At 60.2% G+C, this 15,145-nt stretch carries 10 protein-coding genes; 1 reads left to right on the forward strand and 9 read right to left on the reverse strand.

The annotated features are described in order from the left end of the window. Positions 1-25 precede the first annotated feature (25 nt). From AACY02_RS08120 to AACY02_RS08130, 3 genes are read right to left on the reverse strand one after another with little or no spacing between them, the layout of a single operon-like run. A complete protein-coding gene (locus tag AACY02_RS08120; RefSeq protein ID WP_339431501.1) occupies positions 26-697 on the reverse strand; it encodes a GNAT family N-acetyltransferase in 672 nt (223 codons plus the stop codon). 12 nt (positions 698-709) lie between these two features. Next, complete coding sequence (locus AACY02_RS08125; RefSeq protein ID WP_339431502.1) at positions 710-1,156, reverse strand: GNAT family N-acetyltransferase; 447 nt, start codon at positions 1,154-1,156, stop codon at positions 710-712. A gap of 10 nt (positions 1,157-1,166) precedes the next feature. After that, on the reverse strand, positions 1,167-1,790 hold the full coding sequence (locus AACY02_RS08130) for an FMN-binding negative transcriptional regulator (RefSeq protein WP_339431503.1): 624 nt from the start codon (positions 1,788-1,790) through the stop codon (positions 1,167-1,169). A 92-nt stretch (positions 1,791-1,882) separates the two neighbouring features. Between AACY02_RS08130 and pdxR the strand changes: the two genes are divergently transcribed. Further along, a complete protein-coding gene (gene pdxR, locus AACY02_RS08135) occupies positions 1,883-3,436 on the forward strand; it encodes a MocR-like pyridoxine biosynthesis transcription factor PdxR (protein ID WP_339431504.1) in 1,554 nt (517 codons plus the stop codon). Here pdxR and AACY02_RS08140 read toward each other — a convergent pair. From AACY02_RS08140 to aspA, 6 genes are all read right to left on the reverse strand, one after another. Then, positions 3,405-7,979 carry a dermonecrotic toxin domain-containing protein gene (locus AACY02_RS08140; RefSeq protein ID WP_339431505.1) on the reverse strand — a complete coding sequence of 1,525 codons (4,575 nt, stop codon included), beginning with the start codon at positions 7,977-7,979 and terminating at the stop codon, positions 3,405-3,407. The genes pdxR and AACY02_RS08140 overlap by 32 nt on opposite strands. Before the next feature lie 155 nt (positions 7,980-8,134). Then, the gene (locus tag AACY02_RS08145; RefSeq protein ID WP_339431506.1) at positions 8,135-9,160 is read right to left on the reverse strand and encodes a histone deacetylase family protein; all 1,026 of its coding nucleotides are present in this window, start codon (positions 9,158-9,160) and stop codon (positions 8,135-8,137) included. 328 nt (positions 9,161-9,488) lie between these two features. Beyond that, complete coding sequence (locus AACY02_RS08150) at positions 9,489-10,484, reverse strand: AraC family transcriptional regulator (protein ID WP_339431507.1); 996 nt, start codon at positions 10,482-10,484, stop codon at positions 9,489-9,491. Positions 10,485-10,606: 122 nt separating this feature from the next. Continuing rightward, the gene (locus tag AACY02_RS08155) at positions 10,607-11,611 is read right to left on the reverse strand and encodes an asparaginase (protein WP_339431508.1); all 1,005 of its coding nucleotides are present in this window, start codon (positions 11,609-11,611) and stop codon (positions 10,607-10,609) included. Between the two features lie 90 nt (positions 11,612-11,701). Next, the gene (locus AACY02_RS08160) at positions 11,702-13,153 is read right to left on the reverse strand and encodes an alanine/glycine:cation symporter family protein (RefSeq protein ID WP_339431509.1); all 1,452 of its coding nucleotides are present in this window, start codon (positions 13,151-13,153) and stop codon (positions 11,702-11,704) included. Between the two features lie 531 nt (positions 13,154-13,684). Then, on the reverse strand, positions 13,685-15,109 hold the full coding sequence (gene aspA / locus AACY02_RS08165) for an aspartate ammonia-lyase (protein ID WP_221731897.1): 1,425 nt from the start codon (positions 15,107-15,109) through the stop codon (positions 13,685-13,687). Between the last annotated feature and the right edge of the window lie 36 nt (positions 15,110-15,145).

The following is a 15,145-nucleotide window of genomic DNA, read 5'->3' on the forward strand; positions in this document are numbered from 1 at the left end:
GCTGCGATCTTTTGCTTTCAGACGCTCAGGAGCGGCACTCGACCAGCCCTTTCACCTGCCCGTCAGGCGTCTGGTTTTCATCGCACAACCACCGCTCAAACCCGGCCGCAATCGCCGGCCACTCACCATCGAGAATCGAATACCACGCAGTGTCGCGGTTCTCGCCCTTGACCACCATGTGCTGGCGAAACACGCCTTCGAAGCTGAAACCCAAGCGCTCGGCGGCGTATTTGGAGCGGGCGTTGCCGTTGTTGCACTTCCATTCGAGGCGACGGTAGCCCAGCTCAAAGGAGTATTTGGCCAACAAGTAAACCGCCTCGGTGCTTTTCGGCGTGCGCTGCATCGGTGCACCGAAGGTGACGTGGCCGATTTCGATGCGGCCCTGGGCCGGGACAATCGACATCAGGCTGAGGATGCCTTGCACCTGACCTGTGGCGCGGTCGATGACGCTGAAGAAATACGGATCGCTGCTGGCCGCGTGGTTGCTCAGCCAGGCATTGAACACGCTGCGCTCAGGGAATGGGCCGTAAGGCAGATAGTTCCACAGTTTCGGGTCGGCGCCGGGGCCTTCAAGGGCGTTGAACAGCTCGTCGGCGTGACGGGCCGGGTCGAGTCTTTCCAGGCGAATGAAGCGGCCTTCGATCAGTGTGGTCGTGGGGGCGGGGACACCTTTCCAGTCGGCCAGTGAAGCAGTCATGTGTGTCTCTCCTTAAAGGGCTTTGCGAAACTGGATGAAGCCTGGGCGTTCGGCGATGCGCTCGTAGAGCTGGATCGCGGTGGCGTTGGTTTCGTGGGTCAGCCAATGCACTTTGGCGCAACCGTCAGCCTTGGCCGTGGCGTAGACGTGTTCGATCAGCAGGCGACCGACGCCGGTGCCGCGGGTTTCAGGCGCCACCAGCAAGTCTTGCAGGTAGCAGGCGTTTTCGATGCTCCAGTTCGAGCGATGGTAGATGTAGTGCACCATGCCCACGGCTTTGCCATCGGCCCAGGCGAGGGCGGCGTGGGTTGGCTCGCTGGGGTCGAGCAGGCGCTGCCAAGTGCTATGGGTTACGGCCTCGAGCAGCTCGGTGTTGTAGAAACGCAGGTAGGTCTGCCACAGCGGCAGCCAGGCGGCGTGATCATTGGCGGTGACTGGGCGGATCTCGATCTGACTCATGGTGAATTCCTTAACGCATCAAGTGGGCGAGGGTTTGATCATTGATGTCGGGGCTGGCGGCCAGGCCTTCGCGCACGCCGGCAATGTCGGCGGGGCTGCGGTTCTGGCTGAGCTTGCGCTTGCCTTCCAGTCGGTCGATGGGAATGGCAAAACCGACGATGGCCTTGAGCATGCCGTCGATGTAATCGGCGGGGGCGTCGTCAACCTTCCACGGTTGTGCGCGGCCCGCTTCATGGCGGTCGGTGAGGGTGCTGACGATGTCGAGCAGCCGTCCGCCGTCGCTGAAGGTTTCGGCGTGGCCGTAGGCGTGCACCGCGATGTAGTTCCAGGTTGGCACGACTTTGCCGTGCTCGGCCTTGCTCGGGTAAAAGCCCGGGCTGACGTAGGCGTCCGGGCCGGCAAAGATCAGCATCGCTTGAGCCCCGTCGCGCAAGTCTTTCCACTGTGCATTGGCCTTGGCCAGATGCCCGTAGAGCGTGCCGTTCTCGCCTTGCTCGCAATGCAGCAACACCGGCACATGGCTGGCTTGCAGACCGTTTTCGCCGTGGGTCACCAGAATGGCGAGGCGGGTGGCGAGGATCAGTTCGTGGAGTTGCGACAACTCGTCGATGGCAAAGGCGCGGGGCGTGTACATGGAGAAATTTTCCTTGGCGAATGCCTGCATCCTAGGCAGGCTATTGGTCTGTTGTAAGAGCCATTGACGACCCATTTCATAGGTCCATTGCCATGCCTGAATCGCCCACGTTGTCCATGCCCTTCAATCCGGCGGGTATCGAGCTCGACCGTCGCTTGGGCTTGACCCGCCAGCTCTATCAGGCGCTGCGTTTGCGTGTGCTGGACGGGCGCCTGTGCGGCGGCACACGCCTGCCGGCCAGCCGTGATCTGGCGGCGGCGCTGGGCATTTCCCGTAACAGTGTGGTGCGCGCCTACGATCAGCTATACGCCGAAGGCTTTATCGAGGGGCGAGTCGGTGATGGCACCTACGTCGCGCAATTACCCCAAGCCGCGTTATCGGCGGAAAAACTATCCACAAAAGTATCCACAGGGTTTTCAACAGGCTTACCCACAGACTTATCCACAAATTGGCTGGATTTACCTGTTGATCCGTCCAGTAAAGTTATCCACAGCGATCCGCTGTGCCGGGTCAGAAACAATCATTTACCCAAACCTCCCAGTGGTCCGCCCCGCGCATTTCGAGTGGGCGTTCCAGCCTTCGATCTGTTCCCCTTTGACGTGTGGGCCAAGCTCAACGCGGCTTTTTGGCGCAAACCCGATCTTCAGCAACTGTGCTACGGCGACCCGGCTGGCGATGCGCGTTTGCGCGGTCTGATTGCCGCTTATTTGCGCAGTTCGCGTGGCATGCAGTGTTCGGCTGAACAAATTGTGATCACCAGCGGCGCACAGCAAGGCATCAGTCTTTGTGCACAGCTACTGGTGGCGCCGGGTGATGGCGTCGGTATCGAAAATCCGGGTTACCGAGCGGCCGGCCATGCGTTCGCGGTGGCGGGTGGCCGTTTACACGGTATCGCCGTGGATGAAGAGGGCATGGATTGCTCGGCGCTGTCGGCAGCCAGTGACTGTCGCGTGGCTTATGTGACGCCGTCGCATCAATACCCGACGGGTGTGGTGATGAGCCTGGCGCGACGGCTTGAGTTGCTGGCCTGGGCCGAACGCACCCAGGGCTGGATCATCGAGGATGACTACGACGGTGAGTACCGCTACACCGGCGCGCCATTGGCACCGTTGGCAGCGCTCGATCGACAGGGGCGAGTGCTGTATGTCGGCACCTTCGGCAAAGTCGCGTTCCCGGCGTTGCGACTGGGCTATCTGGTGCTGCCACCGGGGCTGGTGGACGCGTTCTCGCAACGCCGGGCAGTGGACGTCCGGCATTCCGAGGTGAGTACGCAAATGGTGATGGCCGAGTTCATGGCCGCCGGGCATTTCCAGCGCCATATCCGGCGTATGCGTCGGGCAGCACTCAACCGTCGCAATGCATTGCTGGACGGCTGGCCGACGGCAATCGCCGGTGTGGGCAAGCTGCCGGCGGTGTCTGCCGGGCTGCACCTGACGGTGGCCGTGAACAGCATCGAGCGCGAGCAGCAATTGGTTGAACAAGCCGCCCGCGTGGATGTGGAAATCAACGGCTTGAGCCATTACTGGCTGCCCGATTCCCTGACTTCAGCCGATCAGCGCGCCGGACTGGTGCTGGGCTTTGCCGCCGTGCCGGAGCCTGGGATCAGAGCCGCACTCATGCGTCTGCGACAGGCGTGGCAGGTTTGAAAAACAGGGTTTGCGCCAATGTACTGCCGATCTGGCTGCGATAGATTTCGATCAGTTGCTGGTTACTTTTGTTGCGCAGGTCAAGCTTGCCGCCCAGGCGCCGTTGCTGGAGGGTTTTCATGTGCCCGGCGGTGAACGAAGCGGACGCGTCGCTGGCATTTTTATAGTGAAAGTGCGCATACCACAGCACTTTTGCGGTTTTGGCGTCGCTCACTTCATATTCGTCGAGGAAGTCCTTGTCCTGCCCCTTGAGGCTGCGCCGGGTGACCGTTTGCGTTATCTGCACCTCTAGCTTGTTTTTGAGCCACTCCACTCGGGCTGCCGTCGGAGGTTGTTGTTTGATGATCCTGATGCGGGCACTGGTGCCTTTTTCGTAGAGTGCGGTTGCCGCATTGCTCAGTGCATGACCGAGAGCGGCCGTCGGATGCTTCGGATCGACGGTCAGATTGGCGGCCGTCATTGCCTCATCAAGCGCTTCGCCGGCTTTGCGCAAGCGCTCGGCTTCCTCATGGTAGATCTCCTCAATCTCGACCGGGATACGTTGACCTCGTTTGATGCGCGCCTCGGTGCGCCGGTGGAACGCCGCCAGGCCATCGAGTAATGCTTTTGCGTGTTCGACCGCTTTTTTGATGTTCGGTCTGGCCTTGGCAGGTTGGGTTTTGGTGATGCCGTGTTCGACCCATTCACCGGGCGATTTTTCGTGAAACGTGGCAATAACGCCGGTCAGTTCTCCGCGCACCTCGACCAGTTCGGTGTCTAGGCCATCCGTGCTTTTTTTCCGTTCCCCAACGAGCGTGCCCTTGAATCTGGTGCTGATGATCTTGCGACTCGACGTCGGTTTCGCTGGGCCTGGCAACGGCTCCAGCAGATGTTTATTGCGCAGCAGGTCAGCCAGACGCACGTCTGTGTGTGCTTTGAATTCGATGACCCGAGTCCGTACATGCCCCAGCCGAGTGGTCTGGAGTTGATCGGGAAACTCCGCGACTAGGTCGGCAAAACGTTGGTCCACCGCGGCAAACTGCTCGGAAACGTTGCTCAGGGCTTCGATTCGATCGCGCAAGTTGCTCAGGCTCTCATCGGCGGTCAGATTCATCGAGCTCTGAATATTCAGCGCAGCATCCTCGATGAGCGTTTCCAGTGCCTGTTGCGCGTCTGCCCGAGTCGCGGTCTCGCCGGGCTTGACGCAGATCTCTTGCCCAAGACTGATCTGCAACAGCTTGAGGTCATTGAGGTCGTAGCTCGGGAGTGCCTTTCGATAAGTTGAAACGGTCTCTACGGCTTCTTTGCCGAGCAGTTCGAGTTCTGCGAACCGGGCATGGGCAGCCTCGATCTTTTCGATGATGCCTTGGGTTTGATCGGTGATGTTTTCACAGGACTGGATAAACTTTTGCGGTTCGACATGGGTGTGGTCAGCGATCATCGAGATGGTCGCGTTCACATTGGTCTGAAAATCGGTGTTGTGCTGGCTGAGCCATTCCTGCCCCAGAAACAACAGCATCTGCAGGCGTTCGATCATGACTGTCCGATAGTTGGGCACTGTCTGTTTGCGGTTCAGTGACTTGATTTTCTCGACGTTTGCCGCGTACGCCTTGTCGAGCGAGTCGAGGGTGTCCAGGTACTTTTTGCCAACGGCTTCGTCCACGGTCGACGATGTATCGTGCATTGCGTTATGGGCCGCGTCGAGTTGACTCTGCTTGTCTGCCATCGTGTTGTCGAAAGCTTCGATTTCGGCAATCAGTGCCTGTACTTTTCTGAGGTTCTTGCCTCTTTCCTGTTCGCGCCCACTGCGCAGTCCACCGCCACGCAGGCGCAATCTCAGGTCGATGATCCATTGACCGCCGGCGGTGCGGGTCAGCAACGGCCCCGCGAGGGTGGGGTGCCGGCGCGAGTCGATGATCTGTACGTCCTGGTTTTCGTTGATCAGTACTTCGAACCAGCGGTCGCCGACCGATGCGTACCATTTCTTCTGTTTTGCGTAGAGGTGGCGATGCACGCCTTCGTTGGCTTCGGCGCCGAGTTCTTTGGGTTTGTCGATCTTGAAACTGTCGAGCAGCGCTGCAAGTGCGACGGGGGAGCGCTTCAGTGCGGTCACCGTATTGAGCGACATGTCATGAGCGATAGGCAGTTCGGTGCCGGCCACGTCCGGCAAACGCAGCGGTTTGATGGTTTCGGGGGCGGGCGTTACGGGGCGTGTTTCTTCCGGCGTCGTCGCAATTGATTCATGCATCGGCTTGTTCCCCACCGCTGCACGATGGGCCAGTACCATGCCCAAGGCGAGGAGAATGTCGGCGATTGCTGTCCAGGCAGTCTTGTCGGTCTGTTCATTTTCGACATCGCTGATTTCCTGCAAATCGTCCATGATCTGCCAGATCCACGCTGCCGTGCCGGCACTGCGACCGAGGAATGGCAACGCTGCGTTGAACACCATCCAACCGCCGCGTTTAAGTGTCGCCCAGCGTGCCTCCGCATCCGATACCGATTGCCGTTCGGCTTGTGTGATGACGGCCTGGACGTTGCTCTCATACAGTGTTCCCCGCACATCGCTCTCAATCGCAGCGGTCCCCAATGCAACAGGCCCTGACATGTCGAACGCGGTGGTCGGGTTCACCAGCAGTTGCGGGATCGTCCACACCGAGGGCAGCCTGGCGGTGAATACGAACTGGCTGTAATTGAAGCGCACATCGTCCGGCAACCAGGCGAGTACCGACTCGCGAAGCTGTCGCGAATGCTCGATGGCGTAGAGCAGGTTGGCGTGGCCTGGATACTGGATCAGCGCCATTTCGAACAGCGGTCGATAGAGTACGCAGGGGCCTTTTTCCACTTCCCTCGGACCGATGACAAACATGTTGTTGACGACATCCGTGCGTGAACTGCTGCGGTGGGCGATGAACGACAAAGGCCGAATGACAATCTCCTCGCCATCGATGTGCCGCTGCTCTGCGGTGTTGCCCAGTGCTGCGGCGACATATCGGTACCCTTTTTCATCCATGCCTGCTTTGCCCTGGATCTTGTGTTGCAGCGCCAGGAGCGGCAGTTCTATGGGTAACTGGCTGGTGTAGAGCGCTTGCAGTTCGGACGCTTGCCGAGTGTCGTCAATCAGCAATTTTTGCAGGTACTGCGGGTAGGTCTTGCCGATGTCGACGGTACTCACCAGTTTTTCAAGGTAGGTCACGGTCAGCCAGTCTGGTAACGCGTGGTCGCCGTTGTAGTGCACGGTTTTATTGCCCAGGGGCTGGCCCGCCAGGTTTTGCAGGGCCAGTTCACTGAGCGAAAGCGTCTGAGTCTGAATATTGCCCGGCAATACGAACGTGCCCCATACCACCAGGCTGGTGATGGTGATCTGGAGGTCATCGATCTCGATCTTGTCCGCTGTCGGATGCTCCTTGAGCATCTGCTGCTTCAGGGCCTGGCGGGTGAATTTTTGCAGGCTGACCACTTCGCTCTGAAACGTTTTTCCCTGGTTGGAATGCTGCACCGTCGTCAGATCCAGCAGGTGTCGGCTGTAACGGGTTTGATCGGCGGGAAGGGCATTGTCCAGCCAGGCGGGCAGTAGCGGCCCCAGACGATCTATATGCGGTTTGAGACGCGGTGTGGCCCGGGTGGTGGTCGCTGAGCCCTGGCGAGGGAAGAGGTTGTCGAGGGTCGAGTCTTGAAAAAAATTGATCTTGCCCAAGGCTTCGGCCTCCAGGGCGATCAGTGTGCAGGCCTGATGATCGAAGAAATGGCCCTGCGGCTCGACCAGTCGCCACTTCAGGCCAGCACTGGAAACGCTCTGCCAGAACTGCGGCAGGGCTTCGCCGAATGCATCCAGCGAGTCGAAGCACTGAAAACCGTGGACCACCGAGTGGGTAAGAACCACTGTGCGCTTTTCGACAGTTCCGATCAGCACGGCACAATCAAGCAGGGTCAAGTGTTCCGGGTGTTTTGCGTCGTCCCGGTCGAGGTCTATCAGGCAGGCGCGAGTCTTGTAGGCGTCGTTGAGACGTTGTTGTTTGTCCGGGTTTTGGTAGACGGCGTGGGCAATGGCACGCTGGTCGGCATCCCAGCCAAGGCTGGCGTCGACGTTCCACAGATTACGCAAGGCATCGGACATTTTTTGCCAGCGCGGCTGTCCCGGATACGTGAATTCATCCCAGTAGTCGACGTGTTGTTCCTTGAAGGCGATGAACAGCAAAGGCGCCAGTTCGTTGAGCAGCAAACCGATGGCGTCGATCTTGACCGGCAACTGGACAGCCGTCTGGATATCGGGCTGCAAGGTCAGAAAGTGTTCACCATCGAGGTAGGTCTCCGCCGTGCCGGACAGGCCCAAGCGTACCAACGCATCAGTCAGCGATTCGATCTGAGGGCGGCCGGGAATGACTTTGTCGTTCTGAATGATCCAGGTCGGTTTCACGACCATCGCCAGTTGCGGGTCGATATTGAGGTCCGGGTACAGCGTCTTGAGTGCCGGACGCAATGTCTTTGTGGCGACTTCTCGCACTGAGGGGCCGGTCACCAGTTGGGTGACTACATCAACGGCACTGGCTGAAGAATGTTCGGACATGGGCAACACCTGCTCTGATTGGGGGGCACGCTTAAGGGCGTCGAATCAGGGCAAGGTAGAGGCCGCGTTTCAGCGGCGTGCGGTACATACATCTCGCAGACAAAAAAAGACCCGCCAAAGCGGGTCTTGCCGTGCCAATCCGTTTCAGGCGCTTTTTATCGTTCAAACCCTTCAAGCACGTTCACCGCGTTGATGCCGATTTCCTCCACTGCGTAACCGCCCTCCATGACAAACAGCGTTGGTTTGCCGAGGGCGGCAATACGCTTGCCCATCGCCACGTAGTCGGGGCTATCGAGTTTGAATTGCGAGATCGGATCGTCCTTGAATGTGTCGACACCGAGCGACACCACGATGATGTCGGCGCCGTAGCGGTCGATCTCGTTGCAGGCCTGTTCCAGCGCAGCGCTCCACATGTCCCAGCCTGAACCGGCGGGCAGCGGGTAGTTGAAGTTGAAACCCTCACCGGGGCCTTCGCCGCGTTCATCATCGTAGCCGAGGAAAAACGGAAACTCCGCTTCCGGGTGGCCGTGGATCGAGGTGAACAGTACGTCGCTGCGCTCGTAGAAAATCGACTGGGTGCCGTTGCCGTGGTGATAGTCGACGTCGAGGATCGCGACTTTTTCGTGGCCCTGATCGAGGAACGCCTGCGCGGCGATGGCGGCGTTGTTGAGGTAGCAATAACCGCCCATCAAGTCGCTGGCGGCGTGGTGTCCCGGTGGGCGGCACAGGGCAAAGGCACCGCGCGCCCCCCCCTGAATCGCCGCTTGCGCGGTCAGTGCCACTTGCGCTGCGCTATAGGCGGCCTGCCAGGTGCCGGCGGTGATCGGCGCGCCGCCGTCGAAGCTGTAATAGCCGAGTTGGCCGTGCAGGCTGGTCGGTTTGATTGCGCGCAATGTGCGGGCAGGCCAGGTGTAGGGCAGCAGATCGCCGTCGGTGTTGAACTCGGTCCAGCGCGCCCACGCACCCTTGAAAAACTCGAGGTAATCGCGGCTGTGGATGCGTGCGATGGGTTCAAGGCCGAAATCCTGGGGGGCTCGGACCGGGCCCAGGTGTTGGTTCTGCACGCGTTGCAGCACGTGGTCGGCGCGCGAGGGCATCTCGAAGCAAGGCTTGAGCTGGCCATCGATCAGTTCGCAGCGGCCATGGTGCAGGTGGTGATCGTCCGAGTAGATCGTCAGCATTTGTTGTTCTCCGCAGGGCTGGTTCGGTGGCCTCAAGTGTTGCGGCGTACAACGATTCGGAGAACGGCAGGAAAGGCCAAAAGGGGATTGATATGGCCAAAAATCATGACCGCAATTGGCCCCTCAAGCCTGCATCAGAAAAATGCGATCCCACAGAGATTTGTGTTCAAGCGGTTGGGACGAGGTTGTCCAGCACACGGTTGCTCGCCGGTTCACTGAGCATGGCGAAAAACCTGTGGGAGCGGGCTTGCTCGCGAAGGCGGGGTGTCAGTTTATGCATCAGGTGACTGACACGGCCTCTTCGCGAGCAAGCCTGCACACTGGAATCTCAGTGCGGCCTGAACTGACTCGGCGCCACGCCGCTCCAGCGGACGAACGCATGGCGGAAACTCGCGGTCTCGCTGAAACCCAGGTGTTCAGCGATGCGGTAGATCGGCAGTTGATCTTCACAGAGCATTTGTTTGGCTCGTTCGAAACGCAATTCGTCGAGCAGCTCCTGGTAGCTGCTGCCCATGTCTTTGAGGTGCCGACGCAAGGTGCGCGGTGAGCACTTCATTTGCTGCGCCAGCCCCTCAAGCCCAGGCGCGGCGTTCAACTGGGCGCTGAGCAATTGGCGAATTCTTCCCAGCCATGCCTGACGCCCTGTGAACTCGAGATTCTGTTTGCGGCAGCGTTCGGCCATGGCCTGATGAGTAATGCTGTCGGCCAGGGGTAACGGTTGATCGAGCCAGTGCTTTTCGAACGCAAAGGCGTTGTCCTTGGCGGCGAAGTGCAACGGGCTGGCGAAATGCTCGGCGTAGCTGTCACGGTAATCCGGCGCCGCGTGTTCAAAGCGTGTGGCGAGCAGCGGTAGCGGATGACCGAGCAAGTCGTCACAGATGACTTTCAGTGACACCAGACAGAATTCGGCATTGAACGCGGCCATCGCCGGACTCTCGCGATAATCGGCCGCAACGAACCAGACGCGCTCGCCGTCGTCCTCAAGGTTCAGCTCGAAAAGTGTTCCCAGCAACGCCGGATAACGGATCGCCAAATGCAAAGCGTCACCGAAGGTGGCACAGGTCAGGAGTGCGTAACCAAGCATGCCGTAGCAGGAAACGTGCATGCGCCGGCCCAGTTCCAGGCCGATGTCGTGCTTGAGTGCGACCGCGTTGGCGCAGACCTGCATCTCCTGATTGGTGGTGATGCGCGTATCGGCTCGGCTCAGATCCGCCGCACTGATGCCGCTGCCGGCCAGCAGCGCCTGGCTCGACAGGCCTTCGGCGTTGAAGGTGTTGAGTATCAGGGAGACGGCGTTGAGGGTGGTGAGGTGGGAGTGGAGCATCAGTGTCTTCCAGCCAGGGGATGCTGGAAAAGAGAGCAAGTTGTGTGCCGCGACGCTTGTGGTGTCAGTCCGGTCCAGCCCTCACCCTCTGGGAGAGGGTGAGGGGCGGTCCAACGCCATGCTCAGACCAGCTCACCACACAGGTCGAGTTCGACCAGTCGGCGGACTTCAGCGGTTTCCAGGCCTGCACCGAGCAATCCGTTCAACTTGCCGAACGCGGCCTCACGGGTCATGCCGCCACCGGACAACACACCAACGCCCCGCAAGCGACTGCCCGCCTCGTAAACGTCCAGTTCGACGCCGCCTTCATGGCACTGCGTGACCGCCACCACGACCACGCCGTTGTCCCGCGCGCGGGCGAGGCTGGCGAGGAACGCCGGATTGTCGCTCGGCCCGGTACCGCTGCCGTAGCACTCCAGCACCAAGCCCTGAATGCCGCTGTCGAGCAGGCCATCGAGGATTTGCGCACCGATGCCTGGGAACAGTGGCAACACGGCAACATTCGCCAGTTGTTTTGGCTGGTTGTAATTCAACGCCGCTGGAATCGAGGTGGCTTTCACGCCGCCGCCCTGACGCTCCAGACGCTTGAATGGATGACGGCCGAAGCTGCGCACTTTTGCGCAACGGGTCGGTGCCAGCCGTTCGCCGTGGAAGTACAAGTGCACACCCGGCGCCAGGCCTTGGCCGAGGGCAACCAGTGCGCCGCTGAGGTTTTCCCAGGCATCGCTGTCAGTAACGCCGGCCGGCAGCATCGAGCCGGTGAAGCACACGCGAGCGTGCAGGCCGAGCAACTGGAAGCTCATCGCCGCCGCGCTGTAAGCCAGAGTGTCGGTGCCGTGCAGGATCAGCACGCTGTCGCAGCCTTGCCCATCAACGGCGTCGACCACCGCTTCACGCAGTTGCTGCCAATAGGCCGGGGTCATGTTGGCGCTGTCGATCAGCGGCGACATCTCGCGAAAGCGCCACTGCGGCACGACCAGTTCAGGCTGGCTGTGCAGGTACTCGCGCATCCGCGCTTCGAAACCGGACGCCGGGGCCAGGCCATTGGCGCTGGCCTGCATGCCGATGGTGCCACCGGTGTACAACACCATGACGTGCTGGGCGGCAGGATAAGTCGAAGGGTTCATAGGATTCTCCGAAACGATGAGTTCCTTGTGGGAGCAGGCATTGCATCACAATAACTGACGGGCGCAGAGGATGCGCCCGTCATTCACCTATCAGCGTTGCGCTGCAGGGACGCCTTGCGGCTCGGCTTGCGTCTTGCCGGTAGCGGCAGACGGGTTGGCCGGCCAGGCTTTGCGGTCCAGGTCCAGATCCGGGAACTTGCTCGAATCGAATACCGGGGTCTTGATGCCGGCCGAACGCTGGTCATCGTAGTCCCGCAGGATGCGCATGCCGACCTTGAACAGCAGGAACAGCGCGATCAGGTTCACGAACGCCAGCAGGGTCATGGTGATGTCGGCGAAGGCGAACACGGTGCTGAGGTTCTCGATGGCACCCCAGAAGATCAACACCAGTACCAGCGCGCGGTAGCCGATCAGCGCCTTGCGGTTTTCACCGATCAGGAAGCGCAGATTGCTTTCGCCCAGGTAGTAGTTGTAGAGAATCGAGGTGAACACGAACAGCGCCAGGGCCACCGAGATGAACATCCGGCCCCAGTCACCGACCACGGCGGCCAGCGAGTTCTGGGTCAGGGCAATGCCGTCGCCTTCGAAGCCCGGGGTGTAGAAACCCGAGAGCAGGATCAGCAGCGCGGTGCAGGTGCAGATCACGAAGGTATCGAGGAACACGCTGAACGCTTGCACCACACCTTGTGCCACCGGGTGCTCGACCGACGCCACAGCCGCCACGTTCGGTGCACTGCCCAGACCGGCTTCGTTGGCGAACACACCACGCTTCACGCCCATCACGATCGCGGTGCCGATCAGGCCGCCGAAGGCCTGGTCGAGACCGAAGGCGCTCTTGACGATGGTCATCAGCATGGCGGGTACTTGGTCGATTTGCAGCACGATCACGTAGATGGTCACGCCGATGTAGATCAGGGTTTTCACCGGCACCAGCAGGTCAGCGACCTTGGCGATGCGTTTGATCCCACCGATGAACACCAGGCCCAGCAACACCGCCAGGCCGATGCCTGTGTAGGTGGTGTCGAAGCCGAAGGCATTGTTCAGCGAGTGGGTCACGGCGTGGGCTTGCAGGCCGTTGAAGGCGAAACCGAAGGTCACCAGCAACAGGAACGCCATGACCATACCCAGCCAGCGCTTCTGCAGACCGTGCTGGATGTAGTAGGACGGGCCGCCACGGTAGGTGCCATCGGAGTCGGTACGTTTGTAGAGCTGACCGAGCGAGCATTCAAAGAAGCTGCTGGACATGCCGACCAGGGCGGTGACCCACATCCAGAACACCGCACCCGGCCCACCCAGGGTCACGGCGATGCCGACACCCGCGATGTTGCCTGCACCGACGCGGCCGGCGAGGCTGAGCATCAGGGCCTGGAACGAGCTGAGTTGCCCGGCGCTGCTTTTCAGGCTGTCGCGGAACACCGCGAACATGTGGAAGAAGTGACGAAATTGAACGAAACGCGAGCGAATCGTGAAGTAGCTACCGAGCCCGACAATGAGCACGATCAGTACTTTCCCTGAGAGGAAGTCGTTGATGACTTCGAGCATGGATTTATCCTCGCTGTTTTTTGTGTAAGCAAATACTGGATGGTAGAAACATCGTGTTACACAGGCGTGCATACGGCACGACGGGTGAGGCGATGATTTCGTCCCGGATCCATTTCGCGGGTTTGTTATTAGTTCGGGTTTCGCATGGGTTATGGCCTCGTTACCGACGACCGCTCACGCGAAGAGGGGCGGCACTATACCTATCAGTGCGGCGCCCGTCTGCACGGTTGTGGTGCAAGCGACGAAACGAAGCTTTGAAACACCCGACGTTACCGGCGCCGGGCTTGTGCAGGGACTGCTGTCTGTGGGGGCGGGCTTGCTCGCGAATGCGGTGTGTCAGGTTCATTTTGGTCGACTGACACGACGCCTGCGCGAGCAAGCCCGCTCCCCCATGAAGCAACCCCCAGACATACGGGTCTCAGGGTCAGAGCGTTAAAAAAAAGGGCCTGGGGACTGATCCCCAGGCCCTCAAAAGGTGAGAGGTGTCTAGTCCCTCGACCTGGTGAGCGGTGCTACAAACAACATGTTGGTTCAGCCCTTCAGCGGAACCAGACGTGGAGCAATCATGTTTTCCGGGCGCAGGATGTCGGCGAGCATGGCTTCGTCGAGCAGACCTTCCTCGCGCACCAGTTCCAGCACGCCGCGGCCGCTTTCAAGGGCGATACGGGCAATGCGGGTGGCGTTTTTGTAGCCGATGTACGGGTTCAGTGCGGTGACCAGACCGATCGAGTGTTCGACCAGTTCGCGGCAGCGCGCTTCGTTGGCGGTGATGCCGACGATGCAGTGCTCGCGGAGCATGTCCATGGCGCGCTGCAGCAGGCGGATCGAGTCGAGGATCTTGAAAGCGATCAGCGGCTCCATCACGTTCAGTTGCAGTTGGCCGCCTTCGGCTGCCATGGTCAGCGCCAAGTCGTTACCGATGACCTGGAAAGCAACCTGGTTAACGGCTTCCGGAATCACCGGGTTGACCTTGCCGGGCATGATCGAACTGCCTGGCTGACGCGCCGGCAGGTTGATTTCATTGATGCCGGTACGCGGGCCGCTGGACAGCAGGCGCAGGTCGTTGCAGATCTTCGACAGCTTGACCGCGGTGCGCTTGAGCATGCCGGAGAACAGCACGAAGGCGCCCATGTCGGAGGTGGCTTCGATCAGGTCGGCGGCGGGCACCAGCGGTTGACCGCTGATCAGCGCCAGACGCTGGACAGCCAGGGCCTGATAGCGTGGGTCGGCGTTGATGCCGGTACCAATGGCGGTACCGCCCAGGTTCACTTCAGTCAGCAGTTCCGGGGCCAGCGTCTTCAGACGGGCCAGGTCTTCGCCCATGGTGGTGGCGAAGGCACGGAATTCCTGGCCGAGGGTCATCGGCACGGCGTCTTGCAGTTGGGTGCGGCCCATTTTCAGGACGTGGTTGAATTCTTCACCCTTGGCTGCGAATGCCTTGATCAGGCTGTCGAGGCTGGCCAGCAGCGAGTCGTGGCCCAGCAGCAGACCCAGACGGATCGCGGTCGGGTAGGCGTCGTTGGTCGACTGCGCCATGTTCACGTCATCGTTGGGGTGCAGGTACTGGTACTCGCCTTTCTGGTGACCCATTGCTTCGAGCGCAATGTTGGCGATCACTTCGTTGGCGTTCATGTTGGTGGAAGTGCCGGCGCCACCTTGAATCATGTCGACCACGAACTCTTCGTGGAAATCACCGCGGATCAATCGGGCACAGGCTTCGCTGATGGCAGCGTGCTTGGCTTCGCTCAGATGACCCAGTTCACGGTTGGCGTCAGCGGCGGCCTGTTTGACCATCGCCAGACCGACAACCAGTTTCGGGTAATGCGAAATCGGAACGCCCGAGAGGCGGAAGTTGTTCACCGCTCGCAGGGTCTGGATGCCGTAATACGCTTGAGCCGGTACTTCGAGGGCGCCAAGCAGGTCGTTTTCTGTGCGGAAAGATGCAGCGGAGGACATGATAGAAATCATCTCAATATGGACCCGGTCTGTGCC

It is taken from the genome of Pseudomonas sp. EA_65y_Pfl2_P78 (genome assembly GCF_963970495.1).
Lineage (GTDB): Bacteria > Pseudomonadota > Gammaproteobacteria > Pseudomonadales > Pseudomonadaceae > Aquipseudomonas > Aquipseudomonas baetica_A.

What these genes read in the sequence shown, in the direction of transcription:
- AACY02_RS08155 (WP_339431508.1), bottom strand. Translation starts at nt 11,611, where the DNA reads ATGAACCCTTCGACTTATCCTGCCGCCCAGCACGTCATGGTGTTGTAC.
- AACY02_RS08125 (WP_339431502.1), bottom strand. Translation starts at nt 1,156, where the DNA reads ATGAGTCAGATCGAGATCCGCCCAGTCACCGCCAATGATCACGCCGCC.
- AACY02_RS08150 (WP_339431507.1), bottom strand. Translation starts at nt 10,484, where the DNA reads ATGCTCCACTCCCACCTCACCACCCTCAACGCCGTCTCCCTGATACTC.
- aspA (WP_221731897.1), bottom strand. Translation starts at nt 15,109, where the DNA reads ATGTCCTCCGCTGCATCTTTCCGCACAGAAAACGACCTGCTTGGCGCC.
- AACY02_RS08145 (WP_339431506.1), bottom strand. Translation starts at nt 9,160, where the DNA reads ATGCTGACGATCTACTCGGACGATCACCACCTGCACCATGGCCGCTGC.
- pdxR (WP_339431504.1), top strand. Translation starts at nt 1,883, where the DNA reads ATGCCTGAATCGCCCACGTTGTCCATGCCCTTCAATCCGGCGGGTATC.
- AACY02_RS08120 (WP_339431501.1), bottom strand. Translation starts at nt 697, where the DNA reads ATGACTGCTTCACTGGCCGACTGGAAAGGTGTCCCCGCCCCCACGACC.
- AACY02_RS08160 (WP_339431509.1), bottom strand. Translation starts at nt 13,153, where the DNA reads ATGCTCGAAGTCATCAACGACTTCCTCTCAGGGAAAGTACTGATCGTG.
- AACY02_RS08140 (WP_339431505.1), bottom strand. Translation starts at nt 7,979, where the DNA reads ATGTCCGAACATTCTTCAGCCAGTGCCGTTGATGTAGTCACCCAACTG.
- AACY02_RS08130 (WP_339431503.1), bottom strand. Translation starts at nt 1,790, where the DNA reads ATGTACACGCCCCGCGCCTTTGCCATCGACGAGTTGTCGCAACTCCAC.